Raw genomic sequence first — 17,791 nt, forward strand, 5'->3', positions numbered from 1 at the left:
TTGCTACTTCGCTTGCTAAGTCGTTATTCGCTTGCGTTAGAGCTGTCTTGTCTGCTGGTTTCACCACATACGTTACTCTTACGTTTTCTGTACTTTGATCTGTATAAGTAACAACAACGTCAAGAGTATGGTTCCCTACTGTAGTTGGATACTGTGTTCCTTCTTTCAGTACAGCTGATGCTTTGTTAGCTACATCTACAGCAGCAAGTAACTCTGCATTTGTAGGATTTTCACCGATTACTTTTGTAATCGTCTTAGTCGTCGGAGCTGTGTGTTCTGGAATAGGATGATTTTGGTTATTTGCTTGAGATTCAACATCGCCATTTCCTCTAGTAGAGGCTGTTGTGATATTTGTATTCCTGTTCACTTTTGTATAGTCAAGTGTAACCTTACCATTTGCTAGACTGATACCATCTGGTAAGGTTGTTGAAGAGCTCCAATTATTTCCTCGTTTAACCAGTGTTACTGTGGCATTGGTATTTTGTTTGTTCTTATAAGTTAAGGTCACTTTTTCTGCATCTGTCGGTAATGTAACTTCTACATCTCCATTTTGACGTGTAGCACTAGTTGTTGCACTCGGTTGTTCAAACTTAGCCTTAATTCGTTTAGTCTCTGAAATTTTCGTTGCGCTAGAAGCTTTTACCGCAACTTCCGTCCCGTCTTTTACTAAACTTTTTGGAAGGGTAAAGCTATTGCCACTAGCTGTAATTCCTGCAACAGCACTCCATCCTTGATCAGTTTTTCTAAAATGTTGTGTTTCTGAACGATTACTAGTTTGATTATGATAAGTCAAATCAAACTCAGTAGCTTCCTGCGGTACAGTAATTACAACCGAACCATCTGGTTGGGCTATACCACTTACATCCTCTAATCTTCCTAAAACCTTAGTAGTAGCTGCTATACTAAAGTCAGAGCCGTCCTTCTGCTGCTTAACTGTAACTGTTGAACCTGCTTCTGCTGTTTCAGCTTGGATTAGGATTTTGCCCAGTCCATTTTCATCATTTATAATCGAAATTGTGCTATCTGCATTGGCGTCATCCTTATTCCAGTTGCTACCAGTTTTAGTAAAACCAACAGTTTTTTCTTGTCCAGTAGCATTTGTATACGTAAGCATAACCTTAGTAGCTTCGTCTTGACCTACCATTGATGTTACCGTTAGAGTTTCTTTATCTTGTGAGATAGTTGGAGATTGAGGCGCTTGGACCGTCACTTTTGTAACCAAGTCATCTCGTGAGATAAACTTACTTTCTGATCCGTCCTGACTTGTAACAGTTGCATTTCCATCGCTATCCACTGTAACAGTCGCTCCTGGGTTAGCAGCTTGTAGAGCCTTCTTAATCTTTTCAATATCTGAAGAATTTAGTTTCTCTGAATCGGTTACAGGTACTTTCTGCTCTGGGTTGACTAACGGTTTACGGTTCTTTGCAGCTTCTTTTTGCTCTTCTGTCAGCTCCAACAAATCTTTGTGGGAAATCAAGCCACTTGTTCCATCTGGTTGTACAACATAGGCATCTCCATTTTGCCCAACGTTTACAGTAGCACCAGGATTTTTCTCCTGAACCTTCTGAGTAATCTTCGTCAATTCCTCTTTGGTTAGCTTATTTGGATTAGCTACCTTCACTTTTTCAGTTGGTTTTTGGATTTCTTTTGGAGAAGTCGAATCATCTGCAGAATCTGCTTGCCCATTTTGTTTCACAAAATCACTGACAGCAGCTTCTTCCTCTTGTCCATCCGGTCTGGTCACCTGAACCTTACCATCATCTGTTATTTCAACTTTAAATCCTGGATTAGCATCTTCAATAGCTTTTTTTAGCTTATCTTTCTCGGTTTGATTTAGACTACCTGGATTTTCAACGGTAACTTTTTCTGCTGGGCTTACAAAGTCACGGCTAACTTCTGTAGGAAGTTCTAGTTTAAGCGATTCTGATAGTGGTGATACAAGATAGTCTAAAACAGGTTCATCTGTACCTTCCTTAACCACTGCCGTAACTAGACGAAGTTCCTCATTCCCCACCAATTCTTGTCTATACTTATCAGGAGTAAACTCAACTGTTCCATCCGCCTTAACATCACCACTAGCAAGAATAGTATAGCCAGTAGCTTTTTTAGGCTTATTATCAGAAGCACCTGTGCCTACAGCATCCACATCATTCCCACCTTTAACCAAGAAGGTTTTCAGTTTTGCTTTATCAGGAATATTTGCTGCTTCTCCTTTTGTTCCAGAGTTTGCTTTGATGACCGGTTTTCCTGTAGTCTTTCCTTTCAAACTCTCAGCTGTTGTTTCAAAAGTCGGTTTCGTAAATGGAATGTATAGATAGAGTTTTTCTGTATTTTTTAGATTATCTGCGGTTGTAACCGTAACAGTAATTTGATGGATACCTGAATTGTCTTTTTTAATATCTCCTGTTAATGGCATCGTACTAGTTAGAGGACCAACCTGATTCATTTCACCATGAACCAAGCCTGTTTTTTCTAAATTAGTTACTTCAATATTTTTGATAATCTGGCCAGCAGGGACTTGAACCAGTACTTGTAGTTGTTTTTCAGTATAATTGTCACGATATAGTGCTTTATACTTACCTTCCTCAAAGCTAGGAGCTGCTCCGCCCTCTCCACTTTGTCCAAACCCAATACGAATCTGACTCCTATCGTAGTTGGCTTCTTTAGCATCTGATGATTCAGACTCTAAGAGTGAAGTTCGCTTGCCTTCTGCAGTCAAATAAGACTGATCTGAAACACGTGACTTGACAGTATAAGAACCTTTTGTAATAACAACATTTTTGAAGGTTGCATTTCCATCATCACCAGCAATACTGGTTGCTACTTCTTTTCCGTCATGGTAGAGAACCATCTCTACACCTTTGGTTCCGTTAGTTGCAGTGATATCCTTTATCGTCCCTGCTTGCTTTTGCAAATCAGTATTTAAACTTGGTTTTTTCGGTTTCACAACAAAATTTAACTGAACCAATTCACCAGAACCGTCAGCAAAGATTCGCTCTACAAGATAAGATTTCACTCCCGGAGTATTGACGATAGTCTTTGCAACCTCTTGGTTGTTTTCAACTTTGACACCATCCTTAAAAAGATTATAAGAAGTTGGATGTGATTCAGCATTATCCCCTACCTTATCCCTATTTTTAAAGTAAGATTCAAGGTCAATGCCTCCATCGCTTTTAGCAATTAAAGATGAAGAGGTACCTGGAGTTGTTGATACATTATTATTTCTCGGCTGCCAAATTTGCCCTTGTACAATCTGATAGTAGCCATTCCCTTCCAACTGAGCCGGATACTTCTCAGCCTGGTCTCCTTCACCGGCAGCTCTACCGTACCACTGATTGACTAGCAAGCGATTAACTGATTTCCCTGACAGCCTAAACCCTTTAACACCCAAGGCGTAATAGAGATTACGGAAAGTCGTATCTGGGGAAGTCGTCTCAAAGGTCAAATGGTAGCTATCATCACGTCCTCCGTCCAAAGAGAAGGTGTAGACTTTCTCGGTTTCATTTTTGATACCAGAGTATTTAGAAGCTGCCTTTTTCTCAACTTCAGTTGGGAAGTTTTTATCAGCATGGTAGTAGAAACCTTTCTGCACCCACCAGTTAACTTCTTCCTTGGCTAAGCCATCCAGACTATCCGTCCGATAACCATAACCTCCACTTTTTGCTGCCGCTCCTGTTGATGCAACAGTCCCCTGCTTTTCATCACTAATTCCATCAGCTGATTGTAAGGCCTTTAGAATTTGATCCTCTCCGTTACCTGCATCTCCACTAGTAGCAGTGGTGCCACCAGTCCTATGATCATAACGAGAAATAGTTACTGAGTTTGCTTTTACAGTGTGGTTTTTAGGTAGGGTAAACCAAAAAGTATTTGATAAGTAGTGGTGTGGACCCCGTCCTACTTTTCCCTTATTGATATCAATCTCCCATTTAAAACCAGTTTCTGTTTTCTTGACTATCCCGTAGATAAAATCTTTCGCTTCCGGAATACGAAACTCTTTTCCGTCCCAATATGCTCTTGAACGTTGCGAACCATAGACATAGGTTCCACGGGCATAAGGTGAACCTGCATGTCCATCTTCTAAAAAGTAGTTGATCCCATCTACATAAGCATTACTTGGCACAGCTATGTAGCCTGAAGGAACTTCTTGTCTGCTTCCTCTTGAACGAGGTTGAATCGCTGTTGTCACCGGAGTGTTTAACGGTTGTTCATCCTGTTCTGTATCATCCTCATCATCGTCAAGTGGAATAGGGTCATAGTCAGACTGGCTGTCTTTGAGCACCCGAGGCTGAAGGACTCCAGTGCTGCTTGTTTTGGCTGCTATCGTGTCAGCAGATCCTGCCCTTTTCTCTCTCACCTGAGAACTTTCTTGAACAGACTCTGGCTGGCTAGAGTCTACTCCAGTAGTTTTAGGGGCAGCTACTGTCTGTCCTTGATTAGATCCTTCCGCTGACCTCCCTTGCCCTTTTATCTCCTTTGTGATCTTGCCTTCAGCAAGTTGCTCAAGTACAACCTCCTTCGACTCTCCCTCATCCGACTCCTGCAGAGCCCCATCAGGGTTACCATCAAATCCAGCGACCACGTCATTAGTTGTAGCTGGAGTGACTGTCTCACTCGCTGCTACTGCACCGTTGGCAAAAAACATCAATGCGGCAACCGCAACACTGGCGGCACCAAAGTGGTACTTACGAATGGAGTAACGGAAGACCTTTTCTCTGTTAGACTTTCTAAAATCCATAACTCTTTCTCCTTAAAGATATGATTGAAGAGAACATGTCATTTTCCTCTTCAATTGACAATAATATTAAATAGCAACTTACGACTATTTACCCCACTATACCTCCTATGAAGAGTATACAGTCTAGTAGCAATTATACCACCCCCCCCCCCGAATTTTGCAAGGAAAAACATTTAATTTTTTCTGTTTTTAGAGTATTTTATGGTAAATTGTTATCTTTCTAATTATATGTATTGGATTTTTTGATTAAACTGCAAAAAACGAGGACTATTGTATTTTTTTATTTATAAAATTTCGGGTATAAGTTTTACAAAAAAATCCAGTCTCAACAATGTCTCAGAATCACATTTGTACTAGTGTAGTTTCAGTTTACCATAATTATACTAGTACAATTTTTCATTGTCTTCACCTTCTAACTAGATATGATGGAAAGGATTGGTCGATGCTTGGCTAGGTAAAATCTCTAGTTCCCAGCCTTTTTCCTCTTTCCATTGAGTAAGGAGTGCTGCGATTTTTTCCACAAACAGCACTTCGATATAGTGACCTGGATCCAATGCCAGCAAGCCATCAGACAACATATCCTGGGCAGTGTGGTAGTAAATATCACCAGTGATATAGACATCCGCTCCTTTAGCTAAAGCATCCTTATAGAATGACTGCCCGCTTCCACCACAGATGGCCACTCTTGAAATAGGCTTCTGCAAATCTCTCTCTTGATAATGCACCATTCGAAGGCTATCTAGGCCAAAGACTTGCTTGACACGCTGGGCCAAGTCCCAAAATGTCTGAGGCTGAATATTCCCAATACGACCAATTCCACATTCTGGACCTGTTTCCTGAAGATAAGTCGTCTCATCAATGCCTAGCATCTGGCAAAACCAGTCATTGAGCCCATTATCAACGATGTCAATATTGGTATGGCTGACATAAACTGCAATGTCATGCTTGATGAGGTCAATGTAAATCTGATTTTGCGGACGGCTGGCGACCAAGTCCTTGATGGGACGGAAAATCGGCGCGTGCTTGACAATAATCAAGTCCACACCCTTTTCAATGGCTTCAGCCACCGTTTCTTCACGAATATCGAGAGCCACCATGACCCTTTGGATATCCTTGTCCAAAGTGCCGATTTGCAGACCACGACTATCGCCCTCCATGGAAAATTCCTGAGGGCAAAAGGCTTCATATGCGTTAATTACTTCACTTGCTAGCATGGAGAACCTCCTTGATGGCTTGAATTTTATCTACTAGAACTTGACGTTCCTCCAGATTTTTTTCTGGAATTTGTCCGAGGGCAAACTCTAGCTTAACAGCTTCTTTTTGCCATTTTTGGACAAAGACTGGACTGACCTCTTTGCACAAGAAAGGTCCAAAGCGAACATCAATGGCTGATAGCTTCATTTGTCCTGCTTCCACCACCAAAATCTCGTAAAACTTGCCAGCTTCTTCTAGAATGCTTTCTGCCACAATCTGAAAACCATTGTCTTGCAACCAAATGCGCAAGTCGTCTTCACGATTATTGGGCTGGAGAATCAAACGCTCTACGTTAGCTAACTTGTCCAAGCCTTCTTCTAAAATCCTAGCAATCAAACGGCCGCCCATCCCTGCGATGGTAATGACAGACACTCGGCCTTCCTCTTCAAAAGCTGCCAAACCATTGGCTAAACGGACTTGGATTTTCTCCTTTAACCCGTGACTTTCAACATTTTTGACTGCAGATTGGTAGGGCCCGTCCACCACCTCACCTGCAATGGCACTTTTGATTTGTCCTCTCTCAACCAACTTGATGGGCAGATAAGCATGATCACTTCCCACATCTAATAAAATGGCTCCCTGTGGTACAAAGGAAGCTACCAATTCTAATCTCTTTGAAATCATCTTCTCTCACTTTCCAAACTCTATTACCTCTTATTATACCACATTTCGGCTGGCAATCTTGTACCTAAAAAGACCGCAATCCACAGATTGCAGCCTTTCTTTATTTTCTGGCTTGATAGCGACTAGTCAGGATGAAAATCACGGTAAAGACCAACATCATGATACCATAAACAGGTAGCGTTTGTCCTGTAAGTGTCGAAATTTCAAGCAATTTTTGAATTCTTGGGAAGAGAGCTGTGGCTAGGAAGCCTCCTACTGACCAAACAATCAAGAGGACACGCCATAGGGTAAATGGCATGCAGGCTCTAAATACGGATAAGAAACCAATAGACCCAAGCAGATAATAAAGTAGGGTTGAGATTTCTATCTCAGACCAACCTTGACTCGCTCCAAATATTTTCACAAACAGGACGCTGAACACAACCATGAGAGCACTTGGTAGAGCACGAAGCATGGATCTTCTGAGGAAATTTGGCTCAACAGGTTTGATATTTCGCTCAAAAGTCAGAACGAATGGTGGGAAACCTTCCACAAACTGGTCAATCATAGTAATCTGGATTGGAATGAAGGGGAAAATCAAGATCCATTCAGACCGTCCCAGAAGAGCACTGGCGATACAGATAACTGCGAGCAAGAATGAGTAGATGGTCTTTATCAAGAAAATCGGGGCGATATGGGCAATGTTATTGACCACACGACGACCTTCAAAGAGAATCTCAGGAACATCATTAAAGTCTGAGTTCAAGAGAACCAGATTGGCAATCTGACGAGTCGCTGGATCTCCCTCAGCCATTACGATGGAACAATCTGCCTCACGAAGGGCCAAGATATCATTAACCCCGTCCCCTGTCATAGCCGTTGTATGTCCTGATTTTTTCAGCGTTTGGATGATGAGTTTCTTTTGATGAGGGGAAACACGTCCGAAAATAGCTGTCTCCTCCGCCATGGCCATCAATTCCTCATCGATGATTTTCGAACAATCTACATAGCTATGGTAGTCCGCAAAACCAGCCTTCTGGGCAATGCTGGACACCGTAACGGGATTGTCACCAGAGATAATTTTGAGGCCCACTTCCTGAGAACGGAGATAGTCCAGCGTCTCTGCTGCTCCCTCTCGAATAGGGTCCAAGATTTCCAACAAGGCCAGAGCCTGAATATCAGAAGGTTTCTGTGGTTTGTGATGGTCTAATTTCTCCTGACTGAGAGCTAAGACCAAGACACGTGAACCTCTCTCCAAGGCCTCTCTGGCTTCTGGGACTTCAGAGTCCAGCAACATCTCAGGTGCCCCTAAGAAAACTGTCCCCAAACATTCTAACTCCATGGCTCCCCACTTGCGGTCGCTGGAGAAGGGAAGCTTGGAAATCATAGGATAAGTAACTTCTCCCACAAAACGCTGTCGAATGGCTTGGGCAGTTGGATTCTTATCCTCACTATGAGCCATATAGCTGGCCAAGATGCTAGCAAGCGCTGACTCTCCATACTCTTCGGTCAAAGGAAGAACAGCCTCCACCTGCATCTTTCCTTGAGTGATGGTACCCGTCTTGTCCAGACAGAGCATATCCACGCGCGCCAAGGTCTCAACAGAGTACATCTCCTGCACCAAGACCTTTTTCAAGCCCAGCTTAATCACTGCAGCCAAGAGCGAAGTAATGGTCAAAAGGGCAATTCCCTTGGGCAACATTCCCAGAAGTGCTGTCGACGAGTTTACAACGGAAGACTTGAGAGGCAGGCCTTTTAAAAGCAAGGCTTCTAGCAAGAGAGCTAGACCAAAAGGAATGATAATCTTCCCAGTAAAACCAGCTAGCTTGTCCAGCGATTTCATGATACGAGAGTTGATGGGTTTAACGGTCTTGGCTTCCAGCATGAGTTTGGCAGCATAGTTCTCAGATCCAACATGGTGAACTTGAGCTGAAACTGCCCCACTGGCTAAGAAACTTCCTGACAAAAGCAAGGCATCCACTTCCTTTTGTACCAAATCACTTTCCCCCGTCAACATGGCTTCATTGACTTCCGCAAAGCCTTCCAAAACTAAGGCATCACTGGGAATCTGCTCTCCAGCAGACAGACGAATGACATCTCCTAACACCAATTCTTCAGGATTCAGAGCCACTTCTTGGCCATCACGAATAGTCTTGACCTTTTCCTTGGTCATGAGATTGAGCCTGTCCACCATGTGTTTGGCCCGTAGCTCGGTCACAATTCCAGAAAAAGCGTTAAAGCAGATAACAGCAAAGAAGACCAGATTGCTCCAAGCCTGCACAAAGGCAAGGGCCAAAGCAATGGCAAAGTTCAAAGCGTTAAAAAGGGTAAAGACATTTCGTTTGATGATTTGCCAAGTGCTGGTACTGGCCGAAGCAGTAAAATCATTGACCAAGCCCTTAGTCTGTCTTTCCTTGACTTCTCTTTGGGTTAATCCCATAATCTTATTTTTATCCATAAATTCTATCATATCATTTTTTCTAAAAGAATTCTAATCTCATCCCAAATATGCATCTAGTCAAGGGAAAAGTTTGCCAGCCCTCCTTTGATAAGGTATAATAATAACAAGAAAACAATCGAAGGAGATCGCATGTTTTATACTTATTTGCGTGGATTAGTTGTATTGCTCTTATGGTCCATCAATGGCAATGCCCACTATCATAATACTGATAAAATTCCTAATCAAGATGAAAATTATATTTTGGTTGCGCCTCACCGCACTTGGTGGGATCCAGTTTATATGGCCTTTGCGACCAAGCCAAAACAGTTTATCTTTATGGCAAAAAAAGAACTCTTTACCAACCGTATCTTTGGCTGGTGGATTCGTATGTGTGGCGCCTTTCCTATCGACCGTGAAAATCCTAGCGCCTCAGCCATCAAATACCCTATCAATGTTCTCAAAAAAAGTGACCGCTCTCTCATCATGTTTCCAAGTGGGAGCCGTCACTCAAACGATGTCAAGGGGGGCGTAGCTCTGATTGCCAAAATGGCCAAGGTCCGTATCATGCCGGTTACCTACACCGGTCCCATGACTTTGAAGGGCTTGATTAGCCGTGAACGTGTCGATATGAACTTTGGAAATCCAATCGATATCTCAGATATCAAGAAAATGAATGATGAAGGCATTGAAACAGTCGCCAATCGTATTCAAACAGAATTCCAACGTCTGGACGAAGAAACGAAACAATGGCACAATGATAAAAAACCAAATCCACTCTGGTGGTTTATCCGCATTCCTGCCCTCATCCTTGCTATTATACTCGCTATCCTAACCATCATCTTTAGCTTTCTCGCAAGCTTCATCTGGAACCCAGATAAGAAAAGAGAAGAACTTGCATAGAAGAAATGAACCTTGGCCAAACAGCTAAGGTTTTCATTTATATAGTAGATTGGAACTAGAATAGTACACCTCTACTTCTAAAACATTTTTAGAAATCGATTTGACTGTCCTGATCGATTTGTCCTGCTTTTGTTTCATTTTACTATATTTATAAGAATCTCCTAATCAAATCAAAAGCCACTCTACAATAGAGTAACTTTAAGATTGTCCATTTATACTCAATGAAAAAGCCCTCTGAAAATCAGAGAGCTGATTTTCAGAGGGCTAAAATCCTAGTGAAACAAAAAAATCTCCACGATCAGAAAAGTCTCTATCGTGCCATTTTCATACATGATGTATAGTCCAAGTAGAATGAATACTAAGGGCACAATGATTCGCTCGTATTTTTCAATTGTCTCGAATATTAACGGAATAGAGGATAACACCCGACTAATCTCGCAAAAGATAATTATGCCGATTACAAACACAAGCAAGGCCACGAGGGTCTGTGACCAATCTAACGAAGCAAAATAAGGTATATAGATACCTAAATTATCTCCGCCAGACGCAATTGTCAGCAATGTAACTGTCCAAAACAGTTGATTTGCCTTGCTTTGTTCTAATCTTTCAATAATTTCTTCCTCTTCTTCTTCCGCATCTTCTCCAACAATTGCAAAGCGAATCCCTAAATAGATAGGGATTAAACCAAGCAATCCAACCATCCATTCTTCAGGCACGAAATTAACGACATAAGCAGCAACTAAACTCGCCCCTACAAGTAAGCCTGTGCCTAGATATTGCCCCGCATAAATATGCCATTTCTGTTTATTCTGTGATAGCTGTGCAAATAAAATAATTAAAATAATTAAATAATCGATACTGGTAGAAATATAAACACCAATAGCAGATATGATTGTCTGTCCCATAAAAAAACCTCCTGTATTAGTCAGTAATAAATCAGCAGATTTTAGGAGAGCACAGACACATTAATTTAGCTATCGCTAGTGGGTAATGTCGAACGTAGGAAAGCATTTTACTCCTCCTCAAAACGTAGTTACAAAGTAATTTCTAACTGGAATTCAGTGACTACTTCCATGTAAAGTATAAACATACTATACTTTACTTTGTAAAGAGTGGGCTCTTCTAGGGGGCTTGCAGACAGCTACTCGGCTTGAAAAGCCGAGTAACTGCGCACCTTTATGGTGTAATTAGCTGATACCATTTGAGGTTTTTGTAGTCTCCAAAATTGTTACCGATAAAACCTCAATAAAAAAGCCCTCTGAAGTCAGAGAGCTGATTTTAGCCCGGGCTAAAATCCTAGTGAAAAAGATGAAACTCCTTGTGCTCATCGAACACTGTGTCATTTCCCTATTTTCATACGGATTTTTGACGCCCTTAGCATCATGATTCTTGCTAGATCAATCGTTTATAGACGAGGCGAAGATCGTACGAAACTTTCAGTGAAACAAAAAAAATCTCCCCGAAGGGAGAAAAGCTGGTTTATTTTACCTTACAGTGCTAGGAACCGTAACCGAAGATTATACTTGAGTATAGCGAGGTAAGGTGACAACGCAAAAAAGCTACCCAATTTAGAGTAGCTTTATTATCAAGATATGCTCAATTGAACACGGCCTAAGCACTTGGCAAAAAAGATAAAATCTCCTAGAAACTGAAGTTTCTTCGTCAATTTTCCTATTTTTGCTTTGTGCTTTTGACGGCCTTTGTATCTTGAATTAGCGACGAAGTCCTAGAGAGTTGATCAACTCACGGTAACGGTTAACGTCGTTTTTACGCAAGTATGCAAGCAAGTTACGACGGCGACCGATTTTTTTCATCAATCCACGGTAAGTAGCGTGGTCTTTTTTGTGTTGTTTGATGTGTTCGTTAAGGTGGTTGATTTCCCAAGTAAGGACAGCAACTTGAACCTCTACTGAACCTGTATCACCTTCGTGACGTGCATATTGTGCAATGATTTCATTTTTTTTCTCTTTTGAGATTGCCATGATGTTTCTCCTTTTTATTTGGCTTCATCCGAGTGACAGGTTGGCATGCCTGTAACCAAGAAGAAGTTATTTGTCTTTACGACAATCCCTATTCTACCAATAACTAACTTCTTTGTCAACAGATTTACTTTCTTGTTTTAAACATGCTATAATAATCATAGCAAGAGATTTAAGTTGTCTGTTTTTTTAAAACGAGCTGATTATCATGCCTAGATTCTATTCCCATCTCCCCCACTATCTGGTCATCTTTTTCTTTTATTGGCCTCTTTATGAATTATTTTCACTGCTCTCATCCGGTCCCAATCTGCTAGGACTCATCTTCTAAATATCTTTATCTTTTCTCCGTTAGTAACCTTCATCGTTTCTCTTCTTTACGGTTACCGTTTCCCTTTTTCCCTTTTGACATTGGATTGCTCTTTTGCTTTACTATCATTTCTTTCCACGATTTTAGCATTGTCTACTTTTTAGCCTATGGAACCTTTGCTCTGGTCGGCATGGCTTCCGGTATTGGTATCAAGCATATTCTGCAAAAATGAAAAACAAAAAACTTTCACAAAATCCTTGAAAAATCTCACAATCATGCTATAATAATCCATAGAGACAAGTCACTTAGTCCCTTTCTACTAGAGAGTGCGTGGTTGCTGAGAACGCATAGAAAGACTATACTGATACTACTCTTGAGTTTTTTATGAAAACATAAAACGGTGGCCACGTTAGAGCCAATCAGAGGTGTCCCTCTCTTTTGAGGTACATAAATGAAGGTGGAACCACGTTGCGACGTCCTTTCTAGGACGTCGCTTTTTGTTTCTCTTTGCTTTTTGTTTCTCTTTATTTAAGACTGCGAAATAGGGAAACACTTCTGCTTTAGAAATAATGGATAACCAATATAAGGAGAACATCATGATTAACATTACTTTCCCCGATGGCGCTGTTCGTGAATTCGAATCTGGCGTTACAACTTTTGAAATTGCCCAATCTATCAGCAATTCCCTAGCTAAAAAAGCCTTGGCTGGTAAATTCAACGGCAAACTCATCGACACTACTCGTGCTATCACTGAAGATGGAAGCATCGAAATTGTAACACCTGATCACGAAGATGCCCTTCCAATCTTGCGTCACTCAGCAGCTCACTTGTTCGCCCAAGCAGCTCGTCGTCTTTTCCCAGACATTCACTTGGGAGTTGGTCCAGCCATCGAAGATGGTTTCTACTACGATACTGACAACACAGCTGGTCAAATCTCTAACGAAGACCTTCCTCGTATCGAAGAAGAAATGCAAAAAATCGTCAAAGAAAACTTCCCATCTATTCGTGAAGAAGTGACTAAAGACGAGGCACGTGAAATCTTCAAAAATGACCCTTACAAGTTGGAATTGATTGAAGAACACTCAGAAGACGAAGGCGGTTTGACTATCTATCGTCAGGGTGAATATGTAGACCTCTGCCGTGGACCTCACGTTCCATCAACAGGTCGTATCCAAATCTTCCACCTTCTCCATGTAGCTGGTGCTTACTGGCGTGGAAATAGCGACAACGCTATGATGCAACGTATCTACGGGACAGCTTGGTTTGATAAGAAAGACTTGAAAAACTACCTTCAAATGCGTGAAGAAGCTAAGGAACGTGACCACCGTAAACTTGGTAAAGAGCTTGACCTCTTTATGATTTCACAAGAAGTGGGACAAGGACTTCCATTCTGGTTGCCAAATGGTGCGACTATTCGTCGTGAGTTGGAACGCTACATCGTTGACAAAGAGTTGGCTTCTGGATACCAACACGTTTATACTCCACCACTTGCTTCTGTTGAACTTTACAAGACTTCTGGTCACTGGGATCATTACCAAGAAGACATATTCCCAACTATGGACATGGGTGACGGGGAAGAATTTGTCCTTCGTCCAATGAACTGCCCACACCACATCCAAGTCTTCAAACACCATGTTCACTCTTACCGTGAGTTGCCAATCCGTATCGCTGAAATCGGTATGATGCACCGTTATGAAAAATCTGGTGCCCTCACTGGTCTTCAACGTGTGCGTGAAATGTCTCTCAACGACGGTCACCTTTTCGTTACTCCAGAACAAATCCAAGAAGAATTCCAACGTGCTCTTCAGTTGATTATCGATGTTTACGGAGACTTCAACTTGAATGAGTACCGCTTCCGTCTCTCTCTTCGCGACCCTCAAGATACTCACAAGTACTTTGACAACGATGAGATGTGGGAAAATGCTCAAACTATGCTTCGTGCAGCTCTTGATGAAATGGGCGTGGACTACTTTGAAGCCGAAGGCGAAGCAGCCTTCTACGGACCAAAATTGGATATTCAAGTTAAGACCGCTCTTGGAAAAGAAGAAACTCTTTCTACTATCCAACTTGACTTCTTGCTTCCAGAACGCTTCGACCTCAAATACATCGGAGCTGATGGTGAAGAGCACCGTCCAGTGATGATCCACCGTGGGGTTATCTCAACTATGGAACGCTTCACAGCTATCTTGATTGAGAACTACAAGGGGGCCTTCCCAACATGGCTGGCACCACACCAAGTAACCCTCATCCCAGTATCTAACGAAAAACACGTGGACTACGCTTGGGAAGTAGCCAAGAAACTCCGTGACCGCGGTGTCCGTGCAGACGTAGATGAGCGCAATGAAAAAATGCAGTTCAAGATCCGTGCTTCACAAACCAGCAAGATTCCTTACCAATTAATTGTTGGAGACAAAGAAATGGAAGACGAAACAGTCAACGTTCGTCGCTATGGCCAAAAAGAAACACAAACTGTCTCAGTTGATGATTTTGTTGGAGCTATCCTAGCTGATATAGCCAACAAATCACGCGTTGAGAAATAAGAACCTAGCATAAAAGCCTCCAGTCCGGAGGCTTTTTCGTCTATTCTCACTCAAGGACTAGATTCACTTGAGCAAACTGAATCCGCGCTATCGTTCCTTTTCCGACCTCAGACTCGATACGAATCTGGTGACCCAGTTCTTCAGAAATTTTCTTAGATAGGTAAAGTCCAAGTCCAGATGACTGCTGGGTTAGGCGTCCATTATACCCTGAAAAGCCACGTTCAAAGACTCGGAGGACATCACTGTTTTTTATCCCGATTCCCGTATCCTTGATACAAAGCTCTTGCCCGTCCATATAAATCTCCAGACCACCTTCCTTGGTGTACTTGAGACTGTTTGAGATAATTTGCTCAATAACCACTAGTAGCCACTTTTTATCCGTCACGATTTCTTTATCAAGGTCATGTAGATTGACATTTAGGCCTTTTTGAATAAAGAAAAGAGCATATTTACGAATTATTTCCTTGACCAAATCCTCAATTTGAACCTGCTTTAAGACCAAATCATCATGGAAACTTTCTAAACGCAGGTACTGTAAGACTAGATTGGTATAGGAATCGATTTTGAAAATTTCCTGTTCTAACTGCTGCTTCAGTTGGCGGTCAGCTACTTCTGCAACTAAGAGTTGACTGGCTGCAATGGGGGTCTTAATCTGATGGACCCACAAGGTATAGTAATCCAGCAAATCCGTCAGTTTTCTTTCTGAATCTGACCTCTGCTGATAGAGTTCCATCTCACGCGCCTCTAATTTTTCAGCCAAGGCTCTTTCCAAAGGAGACTGAGCTTCCCTCTCCCCATAGAGAATTTCCTGACGATAGACCTGCGTTTCCACCAATATGTCCCAAGTGAAAAATAAGATGGTTACAAAGCAACACAAGAGGAAAAAGTAGAGAAAGTAAGTTCCCAAACTGGCAAATAAAAACTGAAAGAGCAAAATCAGAAATGCTAAAGCAAGCAGATAGACAAACAGACGACTACGGGAGCGCAGATAGGCTAGAAAAAATTGTTTCCAATCAAGCATGCTTCAGTCCGTACCCTATCCCTTTCTTGGTCTCGATAAATCCTACCAAGCCCTGCTCTTCCAATTTTTTACGCAAACGAGCCACATTGACAGAGAGGGTATTATCATCAATGAAAAAGTCACTGTTCCAAAGTTCCCGCATGAGGTCGTCACGCGCTACAATATTGCCTGCATGCTCAAATAACACGCGTAAAATCTGGAATTCGTTCTTGGTCAAATTCAAGACTTGCCCTTGATAATGTAAATCCATGGATTTGGTATTGAGGATAACACCAGCATATTCCAGTAAACTCTCGTCACGCCCGAACTCATAGGAACGACGCAGCAAGCCCTGAACCTTGGCTAAAAGAACCTGCTGGTCAAAAGGTTTGGTCACAAAGTCATCCGCCCCCATATTGATTGCCATGACAATATCCATAGCCTGGTCTCTCGAAGACAGAAACATGATAGGCACCTTGGAAATCTTGCGAATTTCCTGACACCAGTGATAACCATTAAACAAGGGCAGCCCAATATCCATGAGGACCAGATGAGGTTCCGATTGGACAAAAAGACTCAAAACTTCCATAAAGTCTTCTACCAAGACCACTTCAAATCCCCATTCAGAGAGCATTTTCCCGACCTGTTGACGAATAACCTGATCATCTTCTACTAGTAAAATCTTGTGCATGCGCTCCTCCTTTTCTATTATTATAACAGATTTTTCCATGCTCGAAGGTCTGAAACTGAATTTGAAAGAGCTTGTTTTTAGCCAGTACAAACAGGTAATGCTACTAGCTAATTTGGGAGAAATTTGATAAGATAAATAAAAAGAAAGGAGCTCTTATGGCCAATATTTTTGATTATCTGAAAGATGTCGCACACGATTCCTTTTACGACCTACCTTTGAATGAGTTAGACATTCTAGCCTTAACAGAAATCACCTACCTCTCCTTTGATAATCTGGTCTCCACAGCTCCTCAGCGACTTTTAGAACTGGCTCCTCAGGTTCCAAGAGAATCTAACATGTTGACCAGCAAAAATCGCCTCCAGCTATTAGATGAACTAGCTCAACACAAACGTTTCAAAAATTGCAAACTCTCCCATTTTATCAACGACATCGACCCTGAGCTGCAAAAGCAGTTTGCAGCTATGACCTACCGCCTCACTCTCGATACCTATCTGATTGTCTTTCGTGGGACAGATGACAGTATCATTGGCTGGAAGGAAGATTTCCACCTGACCTATATGAAGGAAATTCCCGCTCAAAAGCACGCCCTACGCTATCTAAGAAATTTTCTTGTCCACCATCCTAAGCAAAAGGTCATTCTGGCTGGGCATTCCAAGGGAGGAAATTTAGCCATCTATGCTGCTAGTCAAATTGAGAAAAACTTGCAAAATCAAATCATAGTAGTTTATACCTTTGATGCGCCTGGTCTCCACAAAGAACTGACACAAACTGAGGGCTATCAAAGGATAATGGATAGAACCAAGGTCTTCATCCCTCAAGGCTCCATCATCGGTATGATGCTGGAAATTCCTGCCCACCAAATCATCGTGCACAGTACTGCCTTAGGTGGTATCGCCCAGCACGATACCTTTAGTTGGCAGATTGAGGACAAGCACTTCGTCCAACTGGATAAGACCAACAGTGATAGCCAACAAGTTGACACAACCTTCAAGGAGTGGGTGGCCACAGTCCTTGACGAGGAACTCCAGCTCTACTTTGATCTCTTCTTTGGAACCATTCTTGATTCTGGTATTACTTCTATCAATGACTTGTCTTCCTTAAAGGCTATCGAACACATTCGTCATCTCTTCGTCCAAGCTCAATCCCTCACTCCAGAAGAAAGGGAAACCATGGGACACCTCACCCAATTATTGATTGATACCCGTTACCAAGCCTGGAAGAATAGATAAAAAGCTTATGAAAAGGTAATACTCTTCGAAAATCTCTTCAAACCACGTCAGCGTCGCCTTACCGTATATATGTGACTGACTTTGTCAGTCTTATCTACAACCTCAAAGCGGTG

At 42.0% G+C, this 17,791-nt stretch carries 11 protein-coding genes and 1 pseudogene; 4 read left to right on the forward strand and 8 right to left on the reverse strand.

Going from position 1 to position 17,791, the window contains the following annotated elements; genetic code table 11:
• The 4 genes from HT671_RS11735 to HT671_RS09070 form a co-directional block, all read right to left on the reverse strand.
• Positions 1-4,735: YSIRK-type signal peptide-containing protein (locus HT671_RS11735; protein WP_240153276.1), on the reverse strand; the 4,735-nt coding region annotated here is incomplete at its 3' end.
• A gap of 416 nt (positions 4,736-5,151) precedes the next feature.
• Complete coding sequence (locus HT671_RS09060; RefSeq protein ID WP_000881143.1) at positions 5,152-5,949, reverse strand: Nif3-like dinuclear metal center hexameric protein; 798 nt, start codon at positions 5,947-5,949, stop codon at positions 5,152-5,154.
• Positions 5,936-6,613, reverse strand: a complete 678-nt coding sequence (locus tag HT671_RS09065) for a tRNA (adenine(22)-N(1))-methyltransferase TrmK (protein WP_138703053.1) — start codon at positions 6,611-6,613, stop codon at positions 5,936-5,938. Before HT671_RS09065 ends, HT671_RS09060 begins: the two co-directional genes overlap by 14 nt.
• Before the next feature lie 100 nt (positions 6,614-6,713).
• Entirely contained in the window at positions 6,714-9,050 is a 2,337-nt protein-coding gene (locus HT671_RS09070; protein ID WP_025172077.1) for a cation-translocating P-type ATPase, read from the reverse strand.
• Positions 9,051-9,182: 132 nt separating this feature from the next.
• Between HT671_RS09070 and HT671_RS09075 the strand changes: the two genes are divergently transcribed.
• Positions 9,183-9,932 (forward strand): 1-acyl-sn-glycerol-3-phosphate acyltransferase, encoded by a 750-nt coding sequence (locus HT671_RS09075; RefSeq protein WP_016569651.1) that lies wholly within the window; start codon positions 9,183-9,185, stop codon positions 9,930-9,932.
• A gap of 272 nt (positions 9,933-10,204) precedes the next feature.
• Here the strand turns inward: HT671_RS09075 and HT671_RS09080 are convergent, their stop codons facing one another.
• Both HT671_RS09080 and rpsO read right to left on the reverse strand, forming a co-directional pair.
• Positions 10,205-10,837, reverse strand: coding sequence for a CadD family cadmium resistance transporter (locus HT671_RS09080; protein WP_000531724.1), 633 nt, complete (start codon positions 10,835-10,837; stop codon positions 10,205-10,207).
• Between the two features lie 807 nt (positions 10,838-11,644).
• Positions 11,645-11,914, reverse strand: coding sequence for a 30S ribosomal protein S15 (gene rpsO, locus HT671_RS09085; RefSeq protein WP_001018251.1), 270 nt, complete (start codon positions 11,912-11,914; stop codon positions 11,645-11,647).
• A gap of 205 nt (positions 11,915-12,119) precedes the next feature.
• Between rpsO and HT671_RS11740 the strand changes: the two are divergent.
• Both HT671_RS11740 and thrS read left to right on the forward strand, forming a co-directional pair.
• A pseudogene (locus HT671_RS11740) lies at positions 12,120-12,479 on the forward strand (hypothetical protein).
• 335 nt (positions 12,480-12,814) lie between these two features.
• Complete coding sequence (thrS, locus tag HT671_RS09090; protein ID WP_000608343.1) at positions 12,815-14,758, forward strand: threonine--tRNA ligase; 1,944 nt, start codon at positions 12,815-12,817, stop codon at positions 14,756-14,758.
• Positions 14,759-14,804: 46 nt separating this feature from the next.
• On the opposite strand, the gene HT671_RS09095 is transcribed toward thrS, so the two are convergent.
• On the reverse strand, positions 14,805-15,779 hold the full coding sequence (locus HT671_RS09095) for a sensor histidine kinase (RefSeq protein WP_000887963.1): 975 nt from the start codon (positions 15,777-15,779) through the stop codon (positions 14,805-14,807).
• The gene (locus HT671_RS09100; RefSeq protein WP_000548991.1) at positions 15,772-16,449 is read right to left on the reverse strand and encodes a response regulator transcription factor; all 678 of its coding nucleotides are present in this window, start codon (positions 16,447-16,449) and stop codon (positions 15,772-15,774) included. The genes HT671_RS09095 and HT671_RS09100 overlap by 8 nt, the downstream gene beginning before the upstream one ends.
• A 155-nt stretch (positions 16,450-16,604) precedes the next feature.
• Between HT671_RS09100 and HT671_RS09105 the strand changes: the two genes are divergently transcribed.
• Positions 16,605-17,678 (forward strand): DUF2974 domain-containing protein, encoded by a 1,074-nt coding sequence (locus tag HT671_RS09105; RefSeq protein ID WP_138703052.1) that lies wholly within the window; start codon positions 16,605-16,607, stop codon positions 17,676-17,678.
• The last annotated feature ends 113 nt before the right edge of the window (positions 17,679-17,791 follow it).

The sequence above is a fragment of the Streptococcus sp. 2741 genome, from assembly GCF_013276315.1.
In the GTDB taxonomy this organism is placed as follows: Bacteria; Bacillota; Bacilli; order Lactobacillales; family Streptococcaceae; genus Streptococcus; species Streptococcus pseudopneumoniae.